This window comes from Actinoplanes sp. NPDC049265 (assembly GCF_043197135.1).
In the GTDB taxonomy this organism is placed as follows: Bacteria; Actinomycetota; Actinomycetes; order Mycobacteriales; family Micromonosporaceae; genus Actinoplanes.
This window is the reverse complement of record NZ_JBICSP010000001.1, coordinates 468797-490735: the sequence shown is the minus strand read 5'-3', so window position 1 is coordinate 490735 and position 21939 is coordinate 468797. Positions and strand designations below refer to the sequence as shown.

At 67.8% G+C, this 21939-nt stretch carries 24 protein-coding genes, 1 tRNA gene and 3 other RNA genes; 7 read left to right on the top strand and 21 right to left on the bottom strand.

Annotated features, from left to right (window positions below; genetic code table 11):
- Nucleotides 1–170 precede the first annotated feature (170 nt).
- Entirely contained in the window at nt 171–1457 is a 1287-nt protein-coding gene (locus tag ACGFIO_RS02405; protein ID WP_392820977.1) for a YbiU family protein, read from the bottom strand.
- A 97-nt stretch (nt 1458–1554) separates the two neighbouring features.
- On the opposite strand from ACGFIO_RS02405, the gene ACGFIO_RS02400 reads away from it, so the two are divergent.
- Nucleotides 1555–3222, top strand: a complete 1668-nt coding sequence (locus tag ACGFIO_RS02400) for an ROK family protein (RefSeq protein ID WP_392820974.1) — start codon at nt 1555–1557, stop codon at nt 3220–3222.
- On the opposite strand, the gene ACGFIO_RS02395 is transcribed toward ACGFIO_RS02400, so the two are convergent.
- Nucleotides 3137–4126 (bottom strand): ThiF family adenylyltransferase, encoded by a 990-nt coding sequence (locus tag ACGFIO_RS02395; RefSeq protein WP_392820972.1) that lies wholly within the window; start codon nt 4124–4126, stop codon nt 3137–3139. The genes ACGFIO_RS02400 and ACGFIO_RS02395 overlap by 86 nt on opposite strands.
- 203 nt (nt 4127–4329) lie before the next feature.
- Nucleotides 4330–4491: a DUF5679 domain-containing protein gene (locus ACGFIO_RS02390; protein ID WP_015625326.1), complete on the bottom strand. Its 162-nt coding sequence runs from the start codon at nt 4489–4491 to the stop codon at nt 4330–4332.
- 462 nt (nt 4492–4953) lie between these two features.
- On the opposite strand from ACGFIO_RS02390, the gene ACGFIO_RS02385 reads away from it, so the two are divergent.
- On the top strand, nt 4954–5487 hold the full coding sequence (locus ACGFIO_RS02385) for a M48 family metallopeptidase (RefSeq protein WP_392820969.1): 534 nt from the start codon (nt 4954–4956) through the stop codon (nt 5485–5487).
- A 267-nt stretch (nt 5488–5754) separates the two neighbouring features.
- On the top strand, nt 5755–6333 hold the full coding sequence (locus ACGFIO_RS02380) for a hypothetical protein (RefSeq protein ID WP_392820966.1): 579 nt from the start codon (nt 5755–5757) through the stop codon (nt 6331–6333).
- 167 nt (nt 6334–6500) lie between these two features.
- Here ACGFIO_RS02380 and ACGFIO_RS02375 read toward each other — a convergent pair whose 3' ends face one another.
- On the bottom strand, nt 6501–7745 hold the full coding sequence (locus tag ACGFIO_RS02375) for a zinc-dependent metalloprotease (protein ID WP_392820963.1): 1245 nt from the start codon (nt 7743–7745) through the stop codon (nt 6501–6503).
- Nucleotides 7746–7879: 134 nt separating this feature from the next.
- Between ACGFIO_RS02375 and ACGFIO_RS02370 the strand changes: the two genes are divergently transcribed.
- The 3 genes from ACGFIO_RS02370 to ACGFIO_RS02360 all read left to right on the top strand — a co-directional run bounded on the left by ACGFIO_RS02370 (nt 7880) and on the right by ACGFIO_RS02360 (nt 12094).
- Nucleotides 7880–8902 (top strand): PDZ domain-containing protein, encoded by a 1023-nt coding sequence (locus tag ACGFIO_RS02370; protein WP_392820960.1) that lies wholly within the window; start codon nt 7880–7882, stop codon nt 8900–8902.
- Between the two features lie 63 nt (nt 8903–8965).
- A complete protein-coding gene (locus ACGFIO_RS02365; protein ID WP_392820957.1) occupies nt 8966–11920 on the top strand; it encodes a UPF0182 family protein in 2955 nt (984 codons plus the stop codon).
- Nucleotides 11921–12017: 97 nt separating this feature from the next.
- Nucleotides 12018–12094 (top strand) — tRNA-Met (locus tag ACGFIO_RS02360).
- 76 nt (nt 12095–12170) lie between these two features.
- Here the strand turns inward: ACGFIO_RS02360 and ACGFIO_RS02355 are convergent.
- From ACGFIO_RS02355 to ACGFIO_RS02275, 17 genes are all read right to left on the bottom strand, one after another.
- On the bottom strand, nt 12171–13583 hold the full coding sequence (locus ACGFIO_RS02355) for a tyrosine-type recombinase/integrase (RefSeq protein ID WP_392820955.1): 1413 nt from the start codon (nt 13581–13583) through the stop codon (nt 12171–12173).
- 11 nt (nt 13584–13594) lie between these two features.
- The gene (locus ACGFIO_RS02350; protein ID WP_392820952.1) at nt 13595–13831 is read right to left on the bottom strand and encodes a helix-turn-helix domain-containing protein; all 237 of its coding nucleotides are present in this window, start codon (nt 13829–13831) and stop codon (nt 13595–13597) included.
- Nucleotides 13828–14334 (bottom strand): hypothetical protein, encoded by a 507-nt coding sequence (locus ACGFIO_RS02345; RefSeq protein ID WP_392820950.1) that lies wholly within the window; start codon nt 14332–14334, stop codon nt 13828–13830. Before ACGFIO_RS02345 ends, ACGFIO_RS02350 begins: the two co-directional genes overlap by 4 nt.
- A gap of 147 nt (nt 14335–14481) precedes the next feature.
- Nucleotides 14482–14745: a hypothetical protein gene (locus ACGFIO_RS02340; protein WP_392820948.1), complete on the bottom strand. Its 264-nt coding sequence runs from the start codon at nt 14743–14745 to the stop codon at nt 14482–14484.
- Between the two features lie 12 nt (nt 14746–14757).
- Nucleotides 14758–14838: hammerhead ribozyme type II (locus tag ACGFIO_RS02335), an RNA gene on the bottom strand.
- Nucleotides 14838–15098, bottom strand: a complete 261-nt coding sequence (locus ACGFIO_RS02330; RefSeq protein WP_392820947.1) for a hypothetical protein — start codon at nt 15096–15098, stop codon at nt 14838–14840. The genes ACGFIO_RS02335 and ACGFIO_RS02330 overlap by 1 nt, the downstream gene beginning before the upstream one ends.
- Nucleotides 15095–15433: a hypothetical protein gene (locus ACGFIO_RS02325; protein ID WP_392820945.1), complete on the bottom strand. Its 339-nt coding sequence runs from the start codon at nt 15431–15433 to the stop codon at nt 15095–15097. The genes ACGFIO_RS02330 and ACGFIO_RS02325 overlap by 4 nt, the downstream gene beginning before the upstream one ends.
- Before the next feature lie 99 nt (nt 15434–15532).
- The gene (locus ACGFIO_RS02320) at nt 15533–15763 is read right to left on the bottom strand and encodes a hypothetical protein (RefSeq protein ID WP_392820943.1); all 231 of its coding nucleotides are present in this window, start codon (nt 15761–15763) and stop codon (nt 15533–15535) included.
- A 12-nt stretch (nt 15764–15775) separates the two neighbouring features.
- An RNA gene (locus tag ACGFIO_RS02315) (hammerhead ribozyme type II) lies at nt 15776–15853 on the bottom strand.
- A 34-nt stretch (nt 15854–15887) separates the two neighbouring features.
- A complete protein-coding gene (locus ACGFIO_RS02310; RefSeq protein ID WP_392820941.1) occupies nt 15888–16205 on the bottom strand; it encodes a hypothetical protein in 318 nt (105 codons plus the stop codon).
- A complete protein-coding gene (locus ACGFIO_RS02305; protein WP_392820938.1) occupies nt 16205–16510 on the bottom strand; it encodes a hypothetical protein in 306 nt (101 codons plus the stop codon). Before ACGFIO_RS02305 ends, ACGFIO_RS02310 begins: the two co-directional genes overlap by 1 nt.
- A 13-nt stretch (nt 16511–16523) precedes the next feature.
- Nucleotides 16524–16600, bottom strand: an RNA gene (locus ACGFIO_RS02300) — hammerhead ribozyme type II.
- 17 nt (nt 16601–16617) lie between these two features.
- Entirely contained in the window at nt 16618–17148 is a 531-nt protein-coding gene (locus ACGFIO_RS02295) for a hypothetical protein (RefSeq protein WP_392820935.1), read from the bottom strand.
- Nucleotides 17149–17226: 78 nt separating this feature from the next.
- Nucleotides 17227–17553: a hypothetical protein gene (locus ACGFIO_RS02290; RefSeq protein WP_392820932.1), complete on the bottom strand. Its 327-nt coding sequence runs from the start codon at nt 17551–17553 to the stop codon at nt 17227–17229.
- A 115-nt stretch (nt 17554–17668) separates the two neighbouring features.
- Nucleotides 17669–18001: a hypothetical protein gene (locus ACGFIO_RS02285; RefSeq protein ID WP_392820929.1), complete on the bottom strand. Its 333-nt coding sequence runs from the start codon at nt 17999–18001 to the stop codon at nt 17669–17671.
- 435 nt (nt 18002–18436) lie between these two features.
- Nucleotides 18437–18802: a hypothetical protein gene (locus tag ACGFIO_RS02280; protein WP_392820926.1), complete on the bottom strand. Its 366-nt coding sequence runs from the start codon at nt 18800–18802 to the stop codon at nt 18437–18439.
- A gap of 54 nt (nt 18803–18856) precedes the next feature.
- The gene (locus ACGFIO_RS02275; RefSeq protein ID WP_392820923.1) at nt 18857–19081 is read right to left on the bottom strand and encodes a hypothetical protein; all 225 of its coding nucleotides are present in this window, start codon (nt 19079–19081) and stop codon (nt 18857–18859) included.
- Between the two features lie 2163 nt (nt 19082–21244).
- On the opposite strand from ACGFIO_RS02275, the gene ACGFIO_RS02270 reads away from it, so the two are divergent.
- Complete coding sequence (locus tag ACGFIO_RS02270; RefSeq protein WP_392820920.1) at nt 21245–21433, top strand: hypothetical protein; 189 nt, start codon at nt 21245–21247, stop codon at nt 21431–21433.
- Nucleotides 21434–21939 lie beyond the last annotated feature (506 nt).

The window sequence follows — 21939 nt, the reverse complement described above, 5'->3', positions numbered from 1 at the left end:
CCTACCGGTCACCGCACTGGACGTCAGCGCCACGTAGGCGCCGCCCGGGCACCGTAGGGGCGCTCACCGACATCCAGCTTGAAGGTGCGGCGGTGGGCTCAGCGGAAGGAGACGAAGCGGAAGGAGATTAAGCGGAAGCCGGGGGCGGGGCGCTGCGGTTGGGGCTCGGATTACTGGAGGCCGAGGCCGCGTCGGGCGGTCGGGCTTAGGTTGGCGGCTTGGAAGCGGTTGGGCCAGGTGCGCTCGTAGTGCTCGGGTGGGAAGTCGTTGGGGCTCTCGCCAGAGGCGAAGGCGGCGCGGATGTTCTCGGCGTAGGCCTCGTTGCGGGGGCACCATGGGGCGGCCGGGATGTACATCACGTTGCCCCAGCCGCGCTGGGAGCGGACCGGCGCCACACTGTGGATCATGTCGCAGTGCCACCAGACTGAGTCGCCGGCCTGGACGTCGGGGATGCCGGACAGCGCCTCCATCAGCAGCGGATGCCAGCGCTCGTTGGCCGGGAAGACCTGATTGACCGTGACACCGCACATGTCGTCGTCGGGGACGTCGCTCAGCAGGGGGCGGAGCATCAGGTAGGCCATGGCGCCCGGGATCGGCACCGTGTGCAGGACGCCCTGGTCATGAGCCATGTCGGACAGGGCCGTCCAGCCCTGGAACGTCCGGAAGGCCGAGCACATTGTCGAACCCGGATATTGCGGGCCGGCCGTGCGATAGGCGGCGTCCCACGGGTCATACTCCTCGACCGTGCCGTCGAACAGGTGGCGGAACGCGCGCTGGTAGGCCTCGGTCATCCACAGGTCGAGCGTGCCCGGATCCAGGTGAGTACCCAAGCCGTTGGAATCAGCGCCCTCCGGACGCCGCCGGATCCGGTCGGGGTAGAGCGAGTCACGCCCCGGGTCGAACCACCGCCCACCCTCGGACTCGTGCTTCCACTGCGCGTTGAGGAACGCCTGCACCGTGGCCATCCGGTCGCTTTGCCGCGCCTGCATCTGCGCCGGCGACCAGTAGATCGGGTAGATCTCTGGCTTTGACCCGACGCTGCCGAAGAAGTCGTCACCGGGCCCGCGGTAGTTCTCAAAGAACCGGTTGCTCTCGACATAGTCGACGATGTCTCGATCCCAGCCCAGCGCCTGCTCGCGCTCGAAATGCCCGCGCACCACCAGACAACCACGCCGCCGCAGCAGCGCCAGCTGCTCAGGGCTGACCGTGCCGGCGGCGATGTCGGACCACTCGATCACCGGCCACACCGTCTCGCCCCGCTCACGCGCCGCCGCGATGTCTTCCACCTCGGCCCGGATGCGCCGCTCGACCACCGTGAAGACCTCGTCGACGGTGCGACCGGACGCGGCGATCCGCGCCCGCAATGCCACCTTGATCTCGCGGATGGCCGCCTTGAGGTCGGCTGGTGTCTCCTCCCAGTGCGGAAGGGCGGGAAGGGTCATGGTCGGCGCGGCCACGGCGGTCAGCTCCTTCTGGTCAATGGTCCTTACTTGTACGGGTGAGAGTACGGGGTGGGTGCCTTTCTGGGCAAGGGGCCTGTCTAGAATCTCGGGTATGGATCCGGTGGGCGCTCAGACCGACGAAACCGTCCTGCGGGCCTTGATGACGACCCGCCGGCTGACCCGGGCCGAGCTGGCGGCGATGGTCGGCATCTCGAAACCGACCGCGGGCGAGAGTGTCCGGCGGTTGACCGAGCGTGGCCTGGTGGTCGACACCGGCGAGCGCACGGCCGGTGGTCGCGGCAAGGGCCGCGTCGGCTCCTACTACGCGCTGGCGCCCTCGGCGGGCACGGCCCTGGCGGTCAGCATCGCACCCGCAGGAGTCAGAGCCGAGTGCCTCAACGCCTACGGCGAGACGATCGCCGAGGTCACAATGGCGATCCACCGCCCCTCGGAGGTCGCCACCACTCTCTACGCCGCGGTAATGGAGGTGCTCACCGCATCAGGAGTCGTCGCGCTGGACAACAGCGAGGCCGACCGCGAGACGGCAAGCGCGGGGACGGCGACAGACGCCCAGATGGCGGCCGACGGCGGCGCATCGGCAGACGGCGGCGCATCGGCAGACGGCGGCGTATCGGTGGGCAGCGGTACGACGGCGGGCGGGGGCACAACGGCGGGCGGTCGGATGGCGGCGAATGCCGGGACCGCGGCGGGTGGCGGGACCGCGGGTGGCGGGACGGCGGCGGGTGGCGGGACCGCGGGTGGCGGGACGGCGGCGAGTGGCGGGACCGCGGGTGGCGGGACGGCGGCGGGTGGCGACGCCACGGGCGGAGGGCAGCAACGGCGGACACCGCTGACCACCCCGAGACGGCCGCGGCTCGCGGTGGTCAGTGCCGCCGACCCCGTCGATCGGGCCACCGGCCGCCTGGTCGAGCTGCCCGACTCGCCGTTTCTGGTCGGCGCGCTCGATCCGGTGGCGGTGCTCGCCCCGCTGGTGGACGGTCCGGTAGTCGTCGACAACGACGTCAACTGGGCGGCCCGGGCCGCGCGGGAGCGGGCCGGCGCCGACTTCGCCTACCTCTATCTGGGTGAGGGACTGGGCTGCGCAATCGTCAGCGACGGCGAGATCAGGCGAGGCCACGGCGGCCTGGCCGGCGAGATCTCGCACATGATCACCACCGGTCCCGATGGCCGGGCCGTCCGCTTCACCGAGGTCTTCGCCGCCCTGGGTCTCCGGCGTGCCGGGTCGACCGCGATCGACGTACCCAAGCTCTTGGAAGCCGGCGCCGTCCCCGCCCTGACCGAAGCCGTCACCGGCGTGATCGCCGCCGTCGTGGCCCTGACCGACCCGGCCCAGGTCGTGATCGGCGGCACCTGGGGACCGGCCCTGATCGCCCCTCTCCGCGCCGCCGTGTCGGCCACTCCCCGCCCGGTCCCGCTGATCCCGGCATCCGGACCTCCCGCCCCGCCGACCCCAGCAGCCCGACCAGACCCGCTGACCCCAGTGGCCGAACCTCCGGCCCCGCTGACCCCAGCGGCCGAACCCCCGGCCCCGCTGACCCCAGCGGCCGAACCCCCGGCCCCGCTGACCCCAGCGGCCGAACCTCCAGCGCCGCCGACCCCAGCGCCCGGACCCCAAGACCCACCTTTCACCGGCGCCCGCCACGAAGCCCTCACGCTCCTGCGCACCGCGATAGTCACCGGAGGATCCGCCGCTCGCGAGAGCACTGGCAGGCCGGATGCGGATGCCAGGACCGGCGGCGATGACGGCCGGGCCGGCTGATGTCGACCGATGCGCCCACGGTCTCGGGTGCGCCGCCGTCGAGGAAGGTCAGCGCTTCCGCAACCGCGTACGCCGTGGCCGCCAGCAGCACCGCCACCGTTGCCGGCTCGGCTGTCGTCGTGGGCTCCGACCAGCCGGGGTCGCGGTCGCGGCGGTGCAGGTCGACGCAGAGCAGGCACGGCCCACCGGACGCCGGCACGAACGGCCCGACAACCGCCACCCCCTCGCGCAGCCCCAGCAACAGGTGCGGCCGCCGCCGACGGGCCAGGGACGCGGCCAGCAGGGCCACCGGCTCGCGATGGCGGAGCTGGATCTGCAGGCTGATCGCGCGGTTGCGTACCGGACTGGTCTTGATCTCCGAAGTCAGCCGGGACAGGGCCGCGGCGACCGCTTCCCCGCGCGGCCGGCCCACGTCCTCGGCTGTGAGCGGACCGCCGGGCAGTTCGGCCGCGGTCACCGCACCTGGCAGGTCGATCTCGATGTGGCCGATCCCGGCCGACGCCAGCGCCACGGCCACGCCGGCGCCCAGCCGGCCCTCGCCGCACACCCGCACCACCGCACGCGCCCGTCGTCGCAGCACGGTGGCGATGTCGGCACAGCCGGAGTGGGCCAGCGCGGCCGCCTCGGAACCGGCGGGTTCACGGGGAAGCGCGGGCATCAGTAGGCCGGCCGCCGTCAGCGTCTCGATCAGCGCGCGGGTGGTCGGCGGCGGTATGCCCAGCCGGGACGCGTGGCTGATCAGCAGCCGGTCGGTGCGGGTGCCGTCGATCAGGTCGAGGAGCGCCGCGGGGTCGTGGCCGGGCAGGTCGATCAGGACCGGGCGGGTCACGCCCAGGTGCAGGGTGTGCGGGCCGCGGCGCAGGCGGGGTACGCCGGGGATCAGAACCGGACGCTGGAGGGGCATGGGTGACAGGTTGTCACTGTGCCGTCGCGGTCAGGGGAAGTTATCCACAGGGCGGTGGTGGCCTCACGCACGGTTGTCCACAGCGGTGCACAAGTTATCCACAGGCCTGTGGCTACTTACTCAACGTGTGCGTGCGACCACAAGTTACGGCCTCGGCCGGGTGAGGGGCGGCCGGAGCCGCCCCTCGTTCAGGTCCTACCTGGTCAGGCCTTGGCCTTGCCCAGGATGCGGTTGACGGTCGTGCCACAGACCGGGCACTTGCCCTTGGCCATGTTCATGCCCGTCTTCGAGACCTCCACGGTGCCCTGGAAGTCGCGCTTCTCCTTGCACTTCACGCAGTAGCCGTTGTACGTGTTGTCGGCCACGGTTCCTCCTCGTCATGTTCGCCGGCCCGGCCGGCCCGGTGCCCGGCTCGCGGCGCTCAGCCGCGACCTGTGTTCGGCGCTGGACCGCTCCGCGACCACGGGATGCGGCCGCCTTTCCGCGGCGGACGATACCCAGGTCAGGCCGTTTCCATGTCAGCGCAGCGTCGGCTGAGTTGCCGACAGCGAGAGTGTGCGACGCGATCACGCCCTTTTTAGGCAGATATGTCGGGACACGCCGAGGAATACGCTCAGAAGCTCCCAAACGGGACGAGTGCGTCGTGCGGTGATCCGTTTTGTGGTGGGGTACGGCCTCCGCTGTTGCGGTCTGGAAAAATCTTTTCGGTCAGTCGGGTACGAAGCTCGTTTTTCCGGCGCGTGTCGTTCCCAGTACCCTTGCGGTGACATGGGTCTCACGGATTAGCGTCCTTATGTGAACCCGAAACTGGGCCCCGCGAGCCGGTAATGGCCCGGACACGCAAGCCTGTCGTCGAAGTGCGCCGCAGCCAGCGCCGGCGTCGGACCGTGTCCGCGTATCGTGACGGCGAACGCGTCGTCGTCCTCATCCCGGACCGCTTCTCCCGCGCCGAGGAGATGGAGTGGGTCGAGCGCATGCTCGCCCGTCTCGCCGCCCGCGAGGAGCGCGTACAGCGTAGCGACGACGAGCTGGCGGCCCGCGCGCAGCGTCTCACCACGCGCTACCTGCCCGACCACGCCCGCCGGGTCACGCCCGCGAGCGTCCGCTGGGTGACCAACCAGAACGGCCGCTGGGGCAGCTGCACCCCCGACGACGGCACGATCCGCATCTCCCACCGCATCCAGGAGATGCCCGACTGGGTGATCGACTACGTGCTCCTGCACGAGCTGGCCCACCTGGTCGTCCCCAGTCACTCGGCCCGCTTCTGGGACCTGGTCAACCGCTACCCCAAGTCGGAACGCGCCCGCGGCTACCTCGAAGGCATCAGCGCGGCCACCGGCCTCGTCATGGGCGATGAATAAAGATCAAGGGCTTGCGGTCGTAGCTGGGTGGGTGGTGCAGACCGCTGCTCCCGCCGAGGGTCGCTTCGCTCCACGTGCGTGAGTGGTCACCCTCACCCGCTTCGCGGCCCCGCCGCGCCTGCCGCAGGCGACCCGGCATTCCCGAGCTTGGTGGTAGGTCCGAGCCTGGCGGAAGAGCCGAGCTCGAAGGGAGCAGTGAACCGCCGAGCGCGGCCCCGGCTGTTGGCGCCGGTCTCATGGCGGGCGAAGCGGGGTAGCCTCGCGCTCGTGGTGAGGCGTGTGGTGGTGGCTCTGCTCGTGCCGGTGACGTGGTCGCCGCCCGGGGTTGATCTCGAAGCGTGGCGGGCGGCCATGGCCGAGGACCTGGTTGACCTGCTGGCCCGGCTGGCACAGGCCACACCGGCCATCGCCGCCACGCCGGCCGACCGGGGACTGGCCGACGAGATCGCCTGGCCCGGTACGACGATCTACGACGTGGCGACCGCCACCATCCGTCCCGTGCTCGAGGCGGCGGCCAAGGACGGCTTCGACCAGGCGGCCGTCATCGCCGCCGACGCCCCCGACGTGCCCGGCCTGGTCCTGGGCAAGCTTCTGCGACCACTGGAACGCAAGCCGGTCGCCGTGGCACCGGGCCTTGGCGTGGCCACGCAACTCCCGCCGCCGGACTGGCTGGCCGACCACGACCTCAACGCCGCAACCCCGATGGCGCTGCGCAAGTCTGCCCCGCAGCCCGGCGACGTCGAGTCGACCCCCGAGTGGCGGCGCCTGCGCGGCCCGGCCGACCTGGCCGGCCTGGACCCGGCCCTGGAGGGCTGGGAAAACACCCGAGCCCTCCTGGGCGGCTGACCCACCGCCCTGCCCCACCACCGCGCTCCCCGGTGGTAGGCCCGCGGCGTCCGCGGAGCGGATGGCGCCCTGGGGGTGGGGTTGGGGGCGACCGATTACTCACGTGGAGCGAAGCGACCTCGGCGGGAGCAGCGGTCTGCACCACCCACCCCGCTACGACCCAGGTTTTAGCTCTTGGGGTCTTCGTCGGTTTTGTCGCCAGGCCCATCGAGCTCGGAAATGTCCCAATCCAGCTTCGCCTGGGCGAACGCGACCGGGTTGGCGAAGTCCTCGTCGGTCGGCAGCAGGTCAGGGTGATCCCAGAGCGCGTCACGCCCGGCGATGCCCCGGTGCTCGAGCACGGCCGTCCACAGGGCGCCCGCCTCGCGCAGCCGGCGCGGCCGCAGCTCCAGGCCGACCAGCGCGGCGAACGTCTGCTCGGCCGGGCCCCCGGCCGCGCGCCGGCGCCGGAACGCCTCGCCCAGCGCGTTCACCGACGGCAGCCGGTCGCCCACGGCCGAGTCGACCACGTGCCCGACCCAGCCCTCGACCAGCGCCAACGCGGTCTCCAGGCGGGCCAGGCTGGCCTTCTGCTGCGGGGTGTCCTCGGGCGTGAAAATGCCTTCGAGGGCCATGGCCTGCATCGACTCGGGGTCGGCGGGATCGACGCGGCTCATCGCCTCTTCGATGGCGTCGCGGTTGACCGTGATGCCCGACGCGTAGGTCTCGACCGCGGTCAGCACGTGCGCCCGCAACCACGGGACGTGCTGGAACAGCCGCTGGTGGGCCGCCTCGCGCAGCGCCACGTAGAGCCTGACCTGGTCCTCGGGGATCTCCAGGCCCTCGCCGTAGGCCTTGATGTTGGCGGGGATCAGCGCCGCCGTGCCGGCGGGGCCGAGGGGCAGGCCGATGTCGCCGGCCGACAGCACCTCGGCGGCGAGCTGGCCGAGTGCCTGACCGAGCTGGCCGCCGAACAGCGCGCCGCCCAGCGTGGCGACCATCGACTGCATCGGGCCGAGCTGGGCCTTGGCCTCGTCGGGGACGAGGTCGCTCATGGCGCCCACCATGCGGCCGGCGATCGGATCGCACAGCTTTTTCCACACCTCGAGGGTGTTGTAGATCCACTCGTTGCGGTTCCAGCCGGCCGCCGCGCGGATGCCGCTGGGCATGGCCGAGGCCGGGTCGAGCCACAGGTCGGCGAGCCGCAGGCTCTCCTCGATCTGGTTGCGCTCGACGATGGTCACGGCGGGGTCGCCGGACGATTGGAGCTGGCTCGCCGCCACCTGGCGAGCCAGGTCCCAGTTGACCGGACCGCTGCCCTGGCCGGCGAACATCTGCTGCAGCTGGTTCATGAACTGCTGCATCTGCTGCGGGTCGGAGGGATCGGGCGGCTGGGCCCCCGGCAGGGAGAAGCCGAACGGGATATCAGGCACGAGGTCAACGGTACGCGCGAAAAGCCGCTCGGTACCGGTCCGGAAGTCAGCTCAGAGAGAACTCCGGGTCTTCCCGGGTGCTGATGCGGTGTCAGCTCAGAGGGGACTCAGGGTAGGTGGGTACTCTCACGCGCATGAGACGTCGCGGTGTCACGGTCATCCTCGGCGCCCTGATCACCGCACTGCTGGCCATCGGGGTCATGGCTGTCCCCATGCCGTATGTCGTGCTGAAGCCCGGGCCCACGGTGAACACGCTCGGTTCGGACAACGGCAAAGAAGTGATCCAGGTGACGAAGGGGCAGACCTCCACGTCCGCCGGGCAGCTGCGGCTCACCACCGTCGGCGTGCAGAACGACGTGGAGCTGGTCTGGGCGATCCGCGGCTGGTTCAGCACCGATCAGGCGGTCGTGCCGCGCGATGTGATCTATCCGCCGGACCAGACCGAGGAACAGGTCGAGCAGAACAACAAGCAGGAGTTCCAGACCTCGCAGTCCAGCGCCGAGACGGTCGCGCTGCGCGAGCTCGGTCACCCCATCGAGACGTACGTGACACTGGTGTCCCCGGACGGCGCCTCGGCCGGCAAGCTGGCCAAGGACGACATCCTGACCTCGGTCGACGGCGCGCCGGTGACCAGCCCGGCCAAGCTGACCGAGCTGATCCAGGCCAAGCCGGCCGGCACGGCGCTGACCATCGGCTACACCCGGGGCGGCAAGGCGGCCACGGCCAGCGTCACCACCCGGGACGACAACGGGACGCCGCGGGTCGGCGTGCAGATCGACAAGAAGCAGACCGACCCGTACGGGATCTCCATCGACCTGGGCGAGATCGGCGGCCCCAGCGCCGGCCTGATGTTCACGCTCGGCATCATCGACAAGATCGAGCCGGCCGACCTGACCGGCGGCAAGATCATCGCTGGTACCGGGACCATCGACGACGAGGGCGCGGTCGGCCCGATCGGCGGCATCCCGCAGAAGCTGGTCGGCGCCAAGTCGGCCGGCGCCCAGATCTTCCTGGTGCCCAAGGACAACTGTGCCGAGGCGCTGCGTAACGCGGTGCCCGGTCTGCCGATGGCCGAGGTGGCCACGGTGGACGACGCGCTCACCGCGCTCAAGACGTTCACGTCCGGTGGGACACCGAAGCCGTGTACGACCACCTGACAATGCGTTGCAAACTAGTGGTTGGGGTTTACGTTGGTCATGCGTAACAGCCCTCTACCGAGGATGAGCCGGCGCGGTCGCGTCACGGTCGGCGTCCTGGTCGGGGTCTTCCTTCTTTTCACATTGCTGGGCTGGGGCATCGACCAGTACACCGATCTGCTCTGGTTCCGTGAGGTCGAGTTCACCGAGGTCTACACCGGGCAGCTGGTCACCAAGGTGCTGCTCTTCCTCGCGGTGGGCGCGGCGATGGCGCTGCTCGTGGCCGGCAACCTCTATCTGGCCTACCGGCTCCGGCCGCTGCTGCGCCCGCACTCCGCGGAGCAGGCGACCCTGGAGCGTTACCGGATGATCCTGGCGCCGCGCCTCGGCACCTGGATCGCCGTCATCGCGGTGATCATCGGGTTCTTCGCCGGCCTGAGCGCCCAGAACCGCTGGAAGGACTGGATGCTCTTCCAGAACGCCCAGCCGTTCGGCGTCCGTGACCCCCAGTTCAACGTGGACATCGGCTTCTACGTCTTCGACTACCCGATGTGGCGATACCTGCTGGGCGTCGGTTTTACCGCGGTGGTGCTGTCGGTGATCGGCGCGCTCGCGGTCCACTACATCTTCGGCGGGGTACGCCTGCAGGGCGTCGGTGACCGCATGACGTCGGCCGCCCGGGCCCATCTGACCACCCTGGTGGCGGTGTTCGTGCTGCTCAAGGCAGTCGCATACATCCTCGACCGGCGAGCCCTGCTGCTCGAGCAGCATGTGTCGCCGGGGCTCTACGGCGCCGGCTACACCGACGTCAACGCCCTGCTGCCGGCCAAGGAGATCCTGGCCTACATCTCCATCGTGGTCGCGGTGGCGATCATCGTGTTCTCCAACGCGGTCATGCGCAACCTGGTCTGGCCCGGTGTCTCGCTGGCCCTGCTGGCCATCTCGGCCGTCGCCATCGGCGGCATCTACCCGCTGGCGGTGCAGAACTTCACCGTCCAGCCCAGCCTGGCCGACAAGGAAGCGCCCTACATCCAGAAATCGATCAACGCCACCCGAGACGCGTTCGGCCTGGCCCAGACCGATATACGCCCGTACGCCGCGAGCAACACCCGGGCGCCGTCGACCCTGGCCGCGAACTCCAGCGCCCAGAACGTCCGGCTGATCGACCCGCAGCTGGTGTCCGAGGCGTTCACCCAGTCGCAGCAGGTCCGCGGCTTCTACGACTTCGGGGCCAAACTGGACGTCGACCGGTACAAGGTCGACGACAACACCCGCGACTACGTGGTCGGCGTCCGCGAGATCAACGACTCGCAGCTGACCGCGCAGCAGCGCAACTGGCTCAACCGGCACACCGTCTTCACCCACGGGTACGGCCTGGTCGCCGCCCCCGCCAACCAGGTGTGCAGCGGCCTTCCGCACTTCGTCTCCGGCTTCCTCGGCGAGCAGAAGGCCGACCCCAGCCAGGACGCGGCCTGCGCGCCGGTCGAGCAGATCAAGGTCGAGCAGCCGCGGGTCTACTACGGCGAGCAGGCCAGCGAGTACGCGATCGTCGGACAGGCCGACAAGGACCGCAACGTCGAGTTCGACCGCCCGCAGCCCGGCGGCACCGCCGACGAGCGCTACACCTACGAGGGCAAGGGCGGCGTCCCGATCGGCAGTTTCTTCCGCCGGCTCGTGTTCGCCATCAAAAACACCGAGAGCAACTTCGTCCTGTCCGACGCGGTCAACAACAACAGCCGGTTGATGTACGTACGCAACCCGCGCGAGCGCGTCGAGAAGGTCGCCCCGTTCCTGACCATCGACGGCGACCCGTACCCGGCCGTGGTCGACGGTCGCATCCAGTGGATCCTGGACGGCTACACGACCAGCAACAGCTACCCCTACTCGCAGCAGATCAACCTGCAGAACGAGACCCGCGACGAGACCACCGACCGGGGCACCTTCGCCCTGGAACGGGACAACGTCAACTACATGCGCAACTCGGTCAAGGCGACCGTCGACGCGTACGACGGCACCGTCAAGCTGTACGAGTTCGACGGCCAGGACCCGGTCCTGAAGGCCTGGAACAAGGCGTTCGGCGGCAACCTGATCGTGCCCAAGGCGCAGATCTCGAAGTCGCTCGAGGCGCACTTCCGCTACCCCGCCGACCTGTTCAAGGTGCAGCGCAACCTGCTCGCCCAGTTCCACGTCACCGACGCCGGCGAATACTTCTCCGGTCAGGACTTCTGGCAGGTGCCGAACACGCCCGACGCGCCACAGGAGAACATCAAGCAGCCGCCGTTCTACCTGAACGTGCAGTTGCCCGGGCAGGACAGCACCCGGTTCCAGCTGACCTCCGCGGTCACGCCCCGCAACCGTGACAACCTGGCCGCGCTGATCTCCGGCAGCTACGTCAGCGGCCAGCCCAAACTGGAGGTCCTCGAACTACCCGACCAGACCGCCATCCCCGGCCCGGTCCAGGTCCACCAGCGCATGGCCAACAACGCCGAGGTCAGATCCCAGCTGACCCTGCTGTCCAACACCACCCAGTCCACGGTCCTGTACGGCAACCTGATCTCGTTGCCGGTCGGCGACGGGATGCTCTACGTGGAACCCATCTACGTCAAGGGCACCCAGGCCAACGCCACCCCGTTGCTCCAGAAGGTCCTGATGTCCTTCGGCGACGGCAGCCAGTACGTGACCCTGGCCGACAGCCTCGCCGGCGGCCTGCAAACCTTGATCAACCAGGGCCGAGCCTCCGGCAACAACAACCCGCCGAGCGGCACCCAGCCGCCCGCGAACACCGGCAACAACACACCCGGCTTGTCCGGCCCCGTGGCCCAGGCCGCCACCGAGCTGGACACCGCCATCAACAACGCCCGCGAGGCCCAGAAGAGCGGCGACTTCGCCCGCTACGGTCAGGCCCTGCAACAGCTCGACAACGCCATGACGAAGTACCAGGAGGCGGTCCGGGCGGCCGGCGGCACCACCACAACCAACCCGCCGTCCACCCCTCCGTCCGGCGGCGCGCCGTCGCCCAACGCCACGCCGAGCGGCTGATTCGGCGGCCCGGATGGCCCGCCTCACCGGTGTGGGGCGGGCCACCCGGACCCGTTTTGCAGGTAACTCAGGCCTTGCGCTAGTGTTAACCAGCCGACGCGGGGTGGAGCAGCTCGGTAGCTCGCTGGGCTCATAACCCAGAGGTCGCAGGTTCAAATCCTGTCCCCGCTACCAGGGAAAGCGGCCCTCCGGATCTTCTCCGGAGGGCCGCTTGTAGTAAAACCAGTAGTAAGAATCGGTCCTTACACCCTCATGCCGCTTGCTTGAGCGCATCTCGGATCACGGTTCCGACCACCTCCGCGATCTCCCGGTCATGGCCGGTGGTCTTGTTGGTGTAGATGGTGTCCGTCACAGTCTCGTTGGCGTGCCCGACCCGATCGGCCAGGATCTTGCGGTTCACGCCGAGGACGCGCGCCAGGGTGATGTAGACGTGCCGCATGTCGTGCAGCTCGATCGGCGGTAGGCCCGCCTGGTCGACGAGTCGGTTGAAGATCCGGGTGAAGGTGTCCGGGTGCGGGATCTTGCCCTTCGGCCAGACGAACAGCTTGCCCGTCCGCTGGTAGTCCTTGCCGAAGTCCTTGCGCTCCTTCTCCAGCTTCTTCACGTGGCGGTCCAGCTCGCTGAGGGTGAAGTCGTCCAAGGAGATGGTTCGCCAGCCGGCCTCGGTCTTGCCGTCGGAGTCCACCGCTTTGCCGTTGGCCACGACCCGGGTGTCCCGCACGTGAAGGAGCTTCCTTTCCCAGTCGATGGCGTCCTCGTCCACGCCGGCTAGCTCGGACCGTCGCATGCCGGTTGTGGCGACCAGAACCCACAGTGCGGCGAACCGGTCGGTCACTGCGATGTGCAGGAACCGGGCCAACTCGTCAACGGTCCAGGGCTGCTGTCGCGCCTTGATGCGCCGTCCGCCGGGGTCACGGGGTAGCTTCGCGTTGGCCGTGGCGTTGGTGACCGCGTAGCCCCAGCCAATCGCGTCCACCCAGACGAGCGACAGCATGTCGTGGATGTTCTTGATCGATTTGCGGGCCAAGCCGCTCGGCTGCGGCGTCGGTACCCGGCCGCGTCGGAACTTGGTCAGCGCGGCCTTGGCGGCGTAGATCGTGACGCCGCACGCCTTGGCAATCTCCGTCGAGGTCGGCCCCTGGCCGTCGCGCTGGTGGGCGTTCTCCTTCCAGTAGTGGTACATGGCCGTGGCGTTGTCGGGCCGGCGCCGGCCGTCGCTGCCCAGCTTCTTGTAGAAGGCGTTGAGCACGAACACGTCCGCGTCCCGCATCCGGTGGTGGCCGATCATCGGCGAGACGTACGCGTCATGGTTAATCTTCCAGTTCGCGTACGTGGTCGCCTTGACCACGGGCTTGACGCTCTCCAGCCACACCGCCATGACCTCGTCGACCGTGGCCGTGTTGGGCTGGAGCTGCTTGACCACGTCGCCGGTGGCGAGCTTGGCCTTTAGCAGCATCGCGGCGTCGAAGGCGTCCCAGTCGCTGGCGAACCCACCTCGGTTATGTCGCTCCCGCTTCTGTGTGAGCAGGTCCGCCTCGCCGTAGAGCGTGAAGGACCACTTGTTGCCACGCTGGTAGATCGTGAGGCCCTTGACCTTCGGGATCGGGCCACGACTGTTCTTCCGGGGTTCGTCCGCCGTGGCCGGACGGTTCCTGCGCGCCATTCACTTCCTTCCTATTGGGGTCGTACCGGCTCCTCCTGGCCGGTGATCAGCGGCCGGATCTTGGCTGTGATGACGTAGACCCGGCCGCCGAGGCGTTTGATGGGCAGTTCGTCGGCTGCGGCGTAGCGGTACGCGGAGGCCCGGCTGAGGCCGAGCAGCTTCGCGGCGTGCGGCACGGAGATCAGCGCGGGCAGGTCGTCAAGCTCGTGCAGGTGCGGCATGTGTTCGTTCCCCGTCGGCCGAGTCACTTGGTGTACTTCTTGCAGGTGCACATGGAGGCGAGGCCGCAGGCGCCGCGCGCGTTGCCATCGCTCAGGTGCAGGAATGGGGCGTGGCCGCAGCCCTCGGCGCGGCAGAAGCCTTTCCAGTTCGGCTTGCCGAGGGTGTTGCCGAGCAGGACACCGGGGCTGAAGAGCTTGACCGTGCCGAATCGGCCGCCGATGGCGATCTTCTCGGCCATGTTCAGCGCTTCGACGGGACTGGCGAACGGCGCCCAGTTCAGCCCGGCCTTTCCCGCGCTGCCGATGTGGACGAGGGCGAACCAGTCGCGCATCCACAGCATCTCGGCGACTTCTTTGATGAGCGCCTTGGCCATCTGGTCGGCCGAGGTGAAGTCGTCGCTTTCCAAGATGGTTTTGACGCCGTCGATCTCTTCCTTGCGTGGTGTCAGACGCACCAGGGGATAGCCTCCTTGCCTTTCGGCAGATGCCGCCCGGCGCGGATCGGCAGCCGTGGGAGGTACCTCAACCAACGGCGCAGCGCGGGGCGGGTCAGAATTGCGTGATGGCCGCCCACCGGGGCGCCGTATCACGCGCGTTCCCTGGTGGCAGCCATCGTCAGGTGTGGGATGCCGGCCCACACGACCTGCACCCCGGACGATGCCGGGGGCAAGTTTCGGCTACTTGATGATCTTTGCCGGTGTGCCGAAGCTGACCTCGGCCGTGCTCACCTTCTCGCCCAGTTCGCGAAGTGCGCGGGCGATGTGGTTGGGCAGGTTGCGAGCCGCGTGGATGTCGGGCTCGATCTTGCGGTTGGCCTCCTCCTCGGTGAGCGACGCGACCCACGCCGTATCCATCTGGCGGATACCGGACATGAGCAGCATCGCCAGGTCCGCATCGAGCGTGACCGTCACCGTCGCGTCGGCTCGCACGTAGTCGTCCATCTATGCCTCCTGCTTTGGCAGCCATCGTCAGGCCCGGGACGCCACCCCGCGGGCGACCCACGCACCCGGCAGGCCCGGGGCGGGGTTTCGGCTCACGGAGGCGGCAAGGGAGCGGCGCGATCGACCAACGCGTCCAAGGCGCGCTGCCAGGTGACGCCGTACCGGCCGTTCTGCCCCTCCCACCGGCCGATCTCGGCGTCGGCGAGCCAAACGGAATGGACGTTGAAGCCGTCCTCGTCCTGAGTGATCGCGACGCCCTGGCTGGGGCGCGTGCCGGGCGCCGACCCGATGCGGGTGAAGGCCACGACGCGATGCGGGCCGATGCGTAGAGGAAATTCCAGAGCCTCGCTCATCGGAGGTCCTGGAATCGCCGGCCGGCGGTTACCGGGCTGATCATGTGCAGGACCGCCATGAGCCGCAGCACGGTACCGGGGCTGATGGTGCCGCCGTTGGATTTGATGATGGCTACCTCGCCGGTCGGTGCAGTCAACTCGACCCCGCCGGTCGGAATCACCTTGACCTTGCCGCCGTTCGGCCCCCACCAGATGTGGACCCGTGACGGAGGGATGTAGCTGTAGGTCCAGCGGGACATCCGCCCGGCCTTGCGGTACGGGCCTGCGAGTCTGCGGAAACGGTGCAACCGCCTCTTGTCGTCGGCGCTGAGCCGAAGTCCACGCGTTATGGTCACCGGCCCTCCTTTCGTGTTTGGCAGCCGTCATCAGGCGTGGAATGCCAATCCACGCGACTGGCCCCGGCATCGCGTCCGGGGCGGGTTTCGGCGCGGGGTTCAGGCTTCGCCGATGTCGTCGACCGTCACCTGCCCGTCGGTGAGGTCGGCCTGCCTACGCATTCGGGCCACGGTGGCGTCGGACGGCTCGAAGTCCTCGCCGTCGACCAGGATTGCTGTGAGCTTCTTCTTGCTGACCCCGAGAACCTTCGCCATCTCGGCGAACTCCAACTCCAGGTTGAATTCGTTGGTCTCGGTGAAGTTGACGTAGACCATCTGCTCGTCGTCCATGTCCGCGCTCCTCCGTGGCAGCCATCGTCAGCGCCGGAATGCCAGTCCGGCGGACCGCGCCCGGCCCTGGAGCCGGACGCGGTTTCGGCTCAACAGGGATTCAGCGGTCCTGCGGAGGAGGCCGTCAGTAGCAGTCGGCTACCGGGATGCCCTCCTTCGTGGCGTACTCGATCACGTCCTCGGCGCAGGCGACGAAGAACGCGAGCGCCTTGCGGCCGGCTTCGGCCTCGCTGCTGGCGTAGCTGTAGTCCGGGTGACTGATCCGCGTCATGTCCCCGTTGCCGTACAGCGCGTATATGCCGCCGTTCATCCACAGCAGCGGGTTCTCGCTTACGCCGCGTACGGAGTGAACCTCCGTGAAGTAGGTACCGGTCAGCGTGCGTGAACGGCGCACCCTGATCGTGGTGCCGTCGGTGAGCTGCTGTGACACCTTGCGTGCCATCAGTTCGTCTCCGCCTCGATGGGACGCTCGACCGCCCACAGCGCCAGGTCGTTGCCTTGGACCTCCCAGCGGTTGGTCTGCTTCCACACCCAGCCTCGGCCCTCGACCCATACGTCCTCGCCGAGGAACCCTTTCGGCACGAGGTCGGCCGCGATCACCTCGTGAGGGTTGAGTACGTCGCCGATCCAGACGTAGACCGTGCGTTCGCGCTGGGTGATGATCGGCTCTCGGGTTAGGTGGATCCGCATGCCGAATAGGTGGACGGTGTCACCGATCTGCAATTGGTGGGTGTTCAGGTGGAGCACGTGGACTCCTTGGGTCAGGCAGCCATCGTCAGCGCCGGAATGCCAGTCCGGCGGACCGGGCCCGGCATCGAGCCGGACGCGGTTTCGGCTCGATAGGGTTGGGCTGGCTACATCGCCTCAAGACCAGCGAGTAGTTTTGCGGCGACGGCGTCGGCTGCTTCCGCCTTCCTGCGGTGCATCGCGGCTTCGTTGGTTGCCTGCTCGATTTGCCACACGACACGGCGCCGCAGCGATGTGCGCTGCCACTCCGGGTGCTCGGCGACGAACCGATCCCGCACGCGGTACTCGATCGCGCGGAGCTTGTCTCGTACGGGAGACCTCCAGTCCAGCGGTGTGCCCGCCTCCGTCTCGAAGTACTTCGCGTAGTGGGTGCGGTGGTCGCTGCCCCAGTCGTGCGGCGGCTCGTAGCCGCGCCACACGTGCACCTCATCGATGCTGTACTTACGGCCCCGCAACGCGATGTACCGCCGGTTCTCCGCGGTGATCTGGGCATCGGCGTAGGTGGTGACCCGCAGAACCGGGAACGTTTTGCGGACCCGTCGGTCGTCCTCCCACACGTCTTCCTCGACGGCGGACAGGATCTCCACCCAGAACGTTCCCTCGGTTTCGTCGAGCTTGAAAAGCGTGTTCTCGTCCAACTGTTCCTCCCCATAGCGGCAGCCATCGTCAGGGGTGGAATGCCAATCCACCCGACCCCCGAAGGGGTTTCGGCGTTGTCATTTGTCGACCAAGGCCATTCGCGGGACGTTCGCCGCCGCGAAGTCGCGCGCCCATTCCGCTGCGTTGCTAAGGAAGATTTGGGCGCTTCCGGAACCCGTCTCCGTGGACGTCATGCCGTCAGGCAGAACCCACGGACCGCTCAGGACCAGGGATCGCACGGACCATTCCTTGTCGGACAGTTGGGTACGCCAGTCGTATTTCACGGTGATGCGCGCTGGCCGGAAGTGGCGGCCGGTCATGGCCACGAGGTCCGCTCCAGACACATCCGCCCACACTGTGTGGACCGCCTCGGTGTACGACTGAACGTTGTCCGTCTTTGCCATGTCGCCTCGCTTCTTGCGGCAGCCATCGTCAGCGCCGGGATGCCAGCCCAGCGGACCTCCGAAGAGGTTTCGGCAAATCGTTCATGGTTAGGGTGGTCGGCTCATGCTTTGCGATCTAAAGCTGGCTGACGTAACGCTTCGACGCCTGCATTGCTGGGCCGTCGAGACTTGGACCGTCCGATTGAGAGTGGGCCAGGGCGACAGGGGCGTGCATGTCGCCGTCCCAGTCCGTGAGGTCGCCATCGTCCGGGAACTCGTCGCTCTCGGCGTGACGCATCACAATGAACGCCGCTGTCCCGGCGTGTCCGGCGATCTTGAGAACGCGCGCGATGCTGTCCAGCTCGGAGCAGGTGAACCCGCCGAAGACGTCGCCGACGTCGATCCCGTTCAGCTGCTCAGCCATGGTCTCCACAGCCTCGACCAGCGCGGTGATATGCGGTGCTTCCACACAGACTCCTCGGTTGTTGGTGGCAGCCTCATCAGCGCCGGAATGCCAATCCGGTGGACCCCCGAAGGGGTTTCGGCGAATTTCAGTCACACAGGCAGCAGTTGCACTCAAAAACGGTGTGCGTACAGGTTCCCGACTCGATCGAGTCGGCGCAGCCTCGCCCGTTATCGGCGCTGCAATGCCGTTCATGGCCGTGCTGTAGATCGGTCCGACCCGAACACTCCTGCGGGTCTTCTCCGGCGTTCGTGACGTACTCCCCGTTCCCGTTGCCGAGATTGCGCAGCACGTACTCAGCACCGCAGGTAAGGCACGATTCGTACTCGCTGCGGCCGTCATCCGAGGCACTGTTTCCGGTCCCCATGAACCGATGGCCGTAGGCGGACCACACGCAGCAGACCGGTCGATCGAAGTCGACCTCTTCCCCGCCGGACACGCTCATGCCGCCGCTACCCGCGGCCACAGCTCCCGCACGGCGTCACGGGTTTTCAGGGCGCCGAGTCCGCTTGCCCAGCCGTACAGGAACAGGCACGCGTCCTTCCGGGTACGGAAGTGCCGCACCGAGCGGCTGACCTCCGCACTCCACGAATCCGGCCCCGAGTCCGGCAGAGCCAGCGGCGCGGCGACCCAGCCGTAACCCTCCTGCTTCCACGCCCGGCCGAGCCTGCGGCCAAGCGGGTATCGGGCGCCGCCCCCGTCCAACGGGCAGCGGCCACCCACGTACACGTCGTGCAACTCGGTTCCGTCGGCGAGCCGAGTCCCGATGCACACGTGGAACTCCGGGCCGATGTGTTTACGCGTCATACCAACTCCTGACTACATTTACACGATGGGGCGGAAAGAGACGGCGACCTTGGATCAGAGCCGTCCCCGAGCGTGGATCTCGTCGGTCATCACCGTGCGCACGTCGCCGTTGGCAATCCGTGTCTTGCTAGTGGCTCCGTCGATGCTCAGCAGCTCACAGGAGAAGCCGCCGATCTTCGATAGTGGCGGGGTGTGCACGACCCACATCGGGATCCGCCTCTCGCGGCAGTACGTCAGGATTGCCTTCAGCATCGCGGGATCCGTGATCTTCGTTTCCATGTCAACCTCCCGACTACATTTACACAATAGGGCAGGGTTCAGAACCTGCGATCAGCCATGACGCTGATGCCACTCATCCCGTGATGAAGGCGGGTAGTGGATCGCAGGCGTCAATAGTGTTCGGTACGGCGCTCTGCCCCATGGAGATTTCCCAGGGAGTCGACATCCGTGCCGGTAGCGGCGCGTTCCTCGGAGCCCCGGTTCACCCTGCTAAGGGTCCGGCAGTCGCTTCCGGTTCGCTCGCCCTGCCTCGCGTTTCCAGACCCACCCGCTACGGCGGTATCTGTATCGGCAGTGCGGAGTATCAACCGCTAGCCCAATATGGAATTCACAACGAACATGTCGCCGGATAGGTTCCGCCAAGAACCCGGCCGCTCTTCGTGCCGTTCCCAGCCTCTGGGCCACGCTGGGTCGCCCTGGTGCTGTCGTGCATTGTTGGGTGTTGCTGTGCTGCGTTCCCGTGTTCGTGGGATGCGCTTTGCATCGACGTCACGCTTGCTTGGCAGCCGGTACTGTTACCGTCCCGCTCCGTTCGCACCCGGTTTGGCATTGGTGCTCACTGCCGTGCCCTGCGCTCCGATCTGCAATCCACCGTAAGCGATTCGCTTCGGTATTCGCAACCCCCGGAATCGGGTTTGTCGCTTGTCTCCGCTGTGCTGCTCAGTTGCGGTGACGGGTCAAACATTAGGCGTCGCTATGGGGCGCTGTCAAATGCGCTGGTCAATGGTGATAAATGCGCCGTCGCACTGCCCTGCCGCGCCTCTCGGAAGCGTTCCGCGCTCGCTTGTTACTGCGGCGCGCACTGCCTCTGAACTGAGGAAACGCTGGTTTTTAGCGACGGCGGAAGGGTGGCGATGGGGGGTATACCTCTTACTGAGAAACGCGAATACCGCCATGTCGTAGCAGCTCGCAGAATGCCATGGTTTCGAAGTCGCCGTGACAAAGCTGGAAACCGTCCAACCTGCGATTCCTTGAGGCTAATAAGACCCTGCCTACCGCAGTCCGGCTCTCCGCAGCGCGCGATGGTTGCGCTGCCGGCACGCCGCGCCGCAGAACTCGCGCTGAAACGAGGCGTCGGCGGGCAGCGGTGTGGCGCACCATACGCAGAGCCCTTCTAACAGCCGCCGTCCGTGTTCGCCGTCGCTCGGCGCGTTCACCTGTTGTCTCAACTCCCGGCCTCCCGTCTCGTCTGTGCCGCCCCTACTACTCATTCGATCGGGACGGGGAGCCAATTCGCGGGTGGTGGCGAGGGTCACTCCGGACTCGATTGGAGGTGTGACGGCACTCACGCGTCGTTCTGCCGAAATCTTCGCCGGCTGAGGTCGTATTAATGCTGTAGAGCCTTTGCGGCTTCGGTTGAAGGCCCCTCCGGGGCCAACAATGCCTATGCCTAAGCAGCGTCGAGGTTAATCGTCGAAGCAAAGGCGCAGGGATTCGGCCTGCTACCGAAGCATGCAACGACGGTGTGGCGGCGCTCACGTCAAAGGTCGACGAAGATTCGTCCTCGCCGTTGCGTATTAATAGTGTGAGGCCGAAGCGGTCGCGCTTCTCTTCTATCAGAAGAGGTGTGCACCGCTGTATTACATACAGCCTCTCCCCATTCTTGGTCCTGGGTCGGCACGCGTCCGCGCACACGTCGTCGGGACCAACCTCCACCATGAGGGGGGGGAGCCGGATGCCGGACTGGCATGGATCAGACCGAAGAGACCGGCTCCCCCCGGACTGGAACAGCAGGATTCGACCCCGCATCCTGCGTCGCGATGGGCACCGTTGCACCGCCAGAGACGCAAACGGTGTCCAATGCCCGGAGCCCGCTACGGATGTGGACCACATCGTTGCTGGTGACGACCACCGAGACGCCAACCTGACATCGCTCTGCGGGTGGCATCACCAGCGCAAATCCTCACGCGAGGGAGCCGCGGCACGCGCCGCCCAACGGCGGCGGCACGACCGCAGGTACAGGCGCTCCGAGACCCACCCCGGTCTTGTCTGAGAGCCCCCTCCAGCGTGGCCCCCGCCTCGGCCGGCGTCATCGCCCCGGGGCGGGGGCCACCCTTCTTTTCACGCCTCAAGGAGGGCCACCGTGACCGCTGACGGACCGCACAACCTGCGCCGCCGCTCGTTCTGGGCCACGATTGGAGAATCTGGCTCGCCGTCGTCGCCGTGACCTTCGCCGTACTTGAAGGCATCGCGCTGGTCCGCCGAGCGCCTGGCGACACCCTCAGCGAGAACACCCGGCACTGGCTCGGCACCGACCGCACCTGGAAGACCGGGGGTGCCCTCGGCTTCGTCGCAGCCCTGGTCGGCTTCATCGTCTGGTTCGTGCCGCATATCGTCTTCAGGAGTTGGTAGGGACGCAGGCGGGCAATGGTCATTCGTGATGCCCGCCTGCGGGTCCCGCTTCCCCTACCGGCCGTTCGAATCAGACGTGGCGAACCGGAAGACAGCGATCAGCAGCAGAAGGCCAGCCCCGAATGCCCCGCCGCTGGTCAGCAACGCGGTGGAGACTCTGCTGCCCCCTGCCCAGGACAGCAAACCCGCGGCGGTAGCGATCAGGGCGCTAGCGACGAGCATCACGGCCAGCCACAAGCTGCGCACCGACGCTGGAGGCGGTGATCCCGCCGGGTCAGGTGGTCGGGTTGACCGATCCGGCGGAGGGTCTGCCTGCGCCGTTCGGGCGGGGTTTACAGTCATAGCGACTCCTCTGCATGGGGTCTCGGTGATAAGGCGGCATCCGGGTGCCACCGGGTGCCGCCGACTTTCTATGTGGCGCCTTCAGAACGCAGCGTCCACAGTGACCGCTGAGTACGATTAAAGCAAGGAGTGCAATGATCTGTCGGGTACCCGACAGAAGTTGG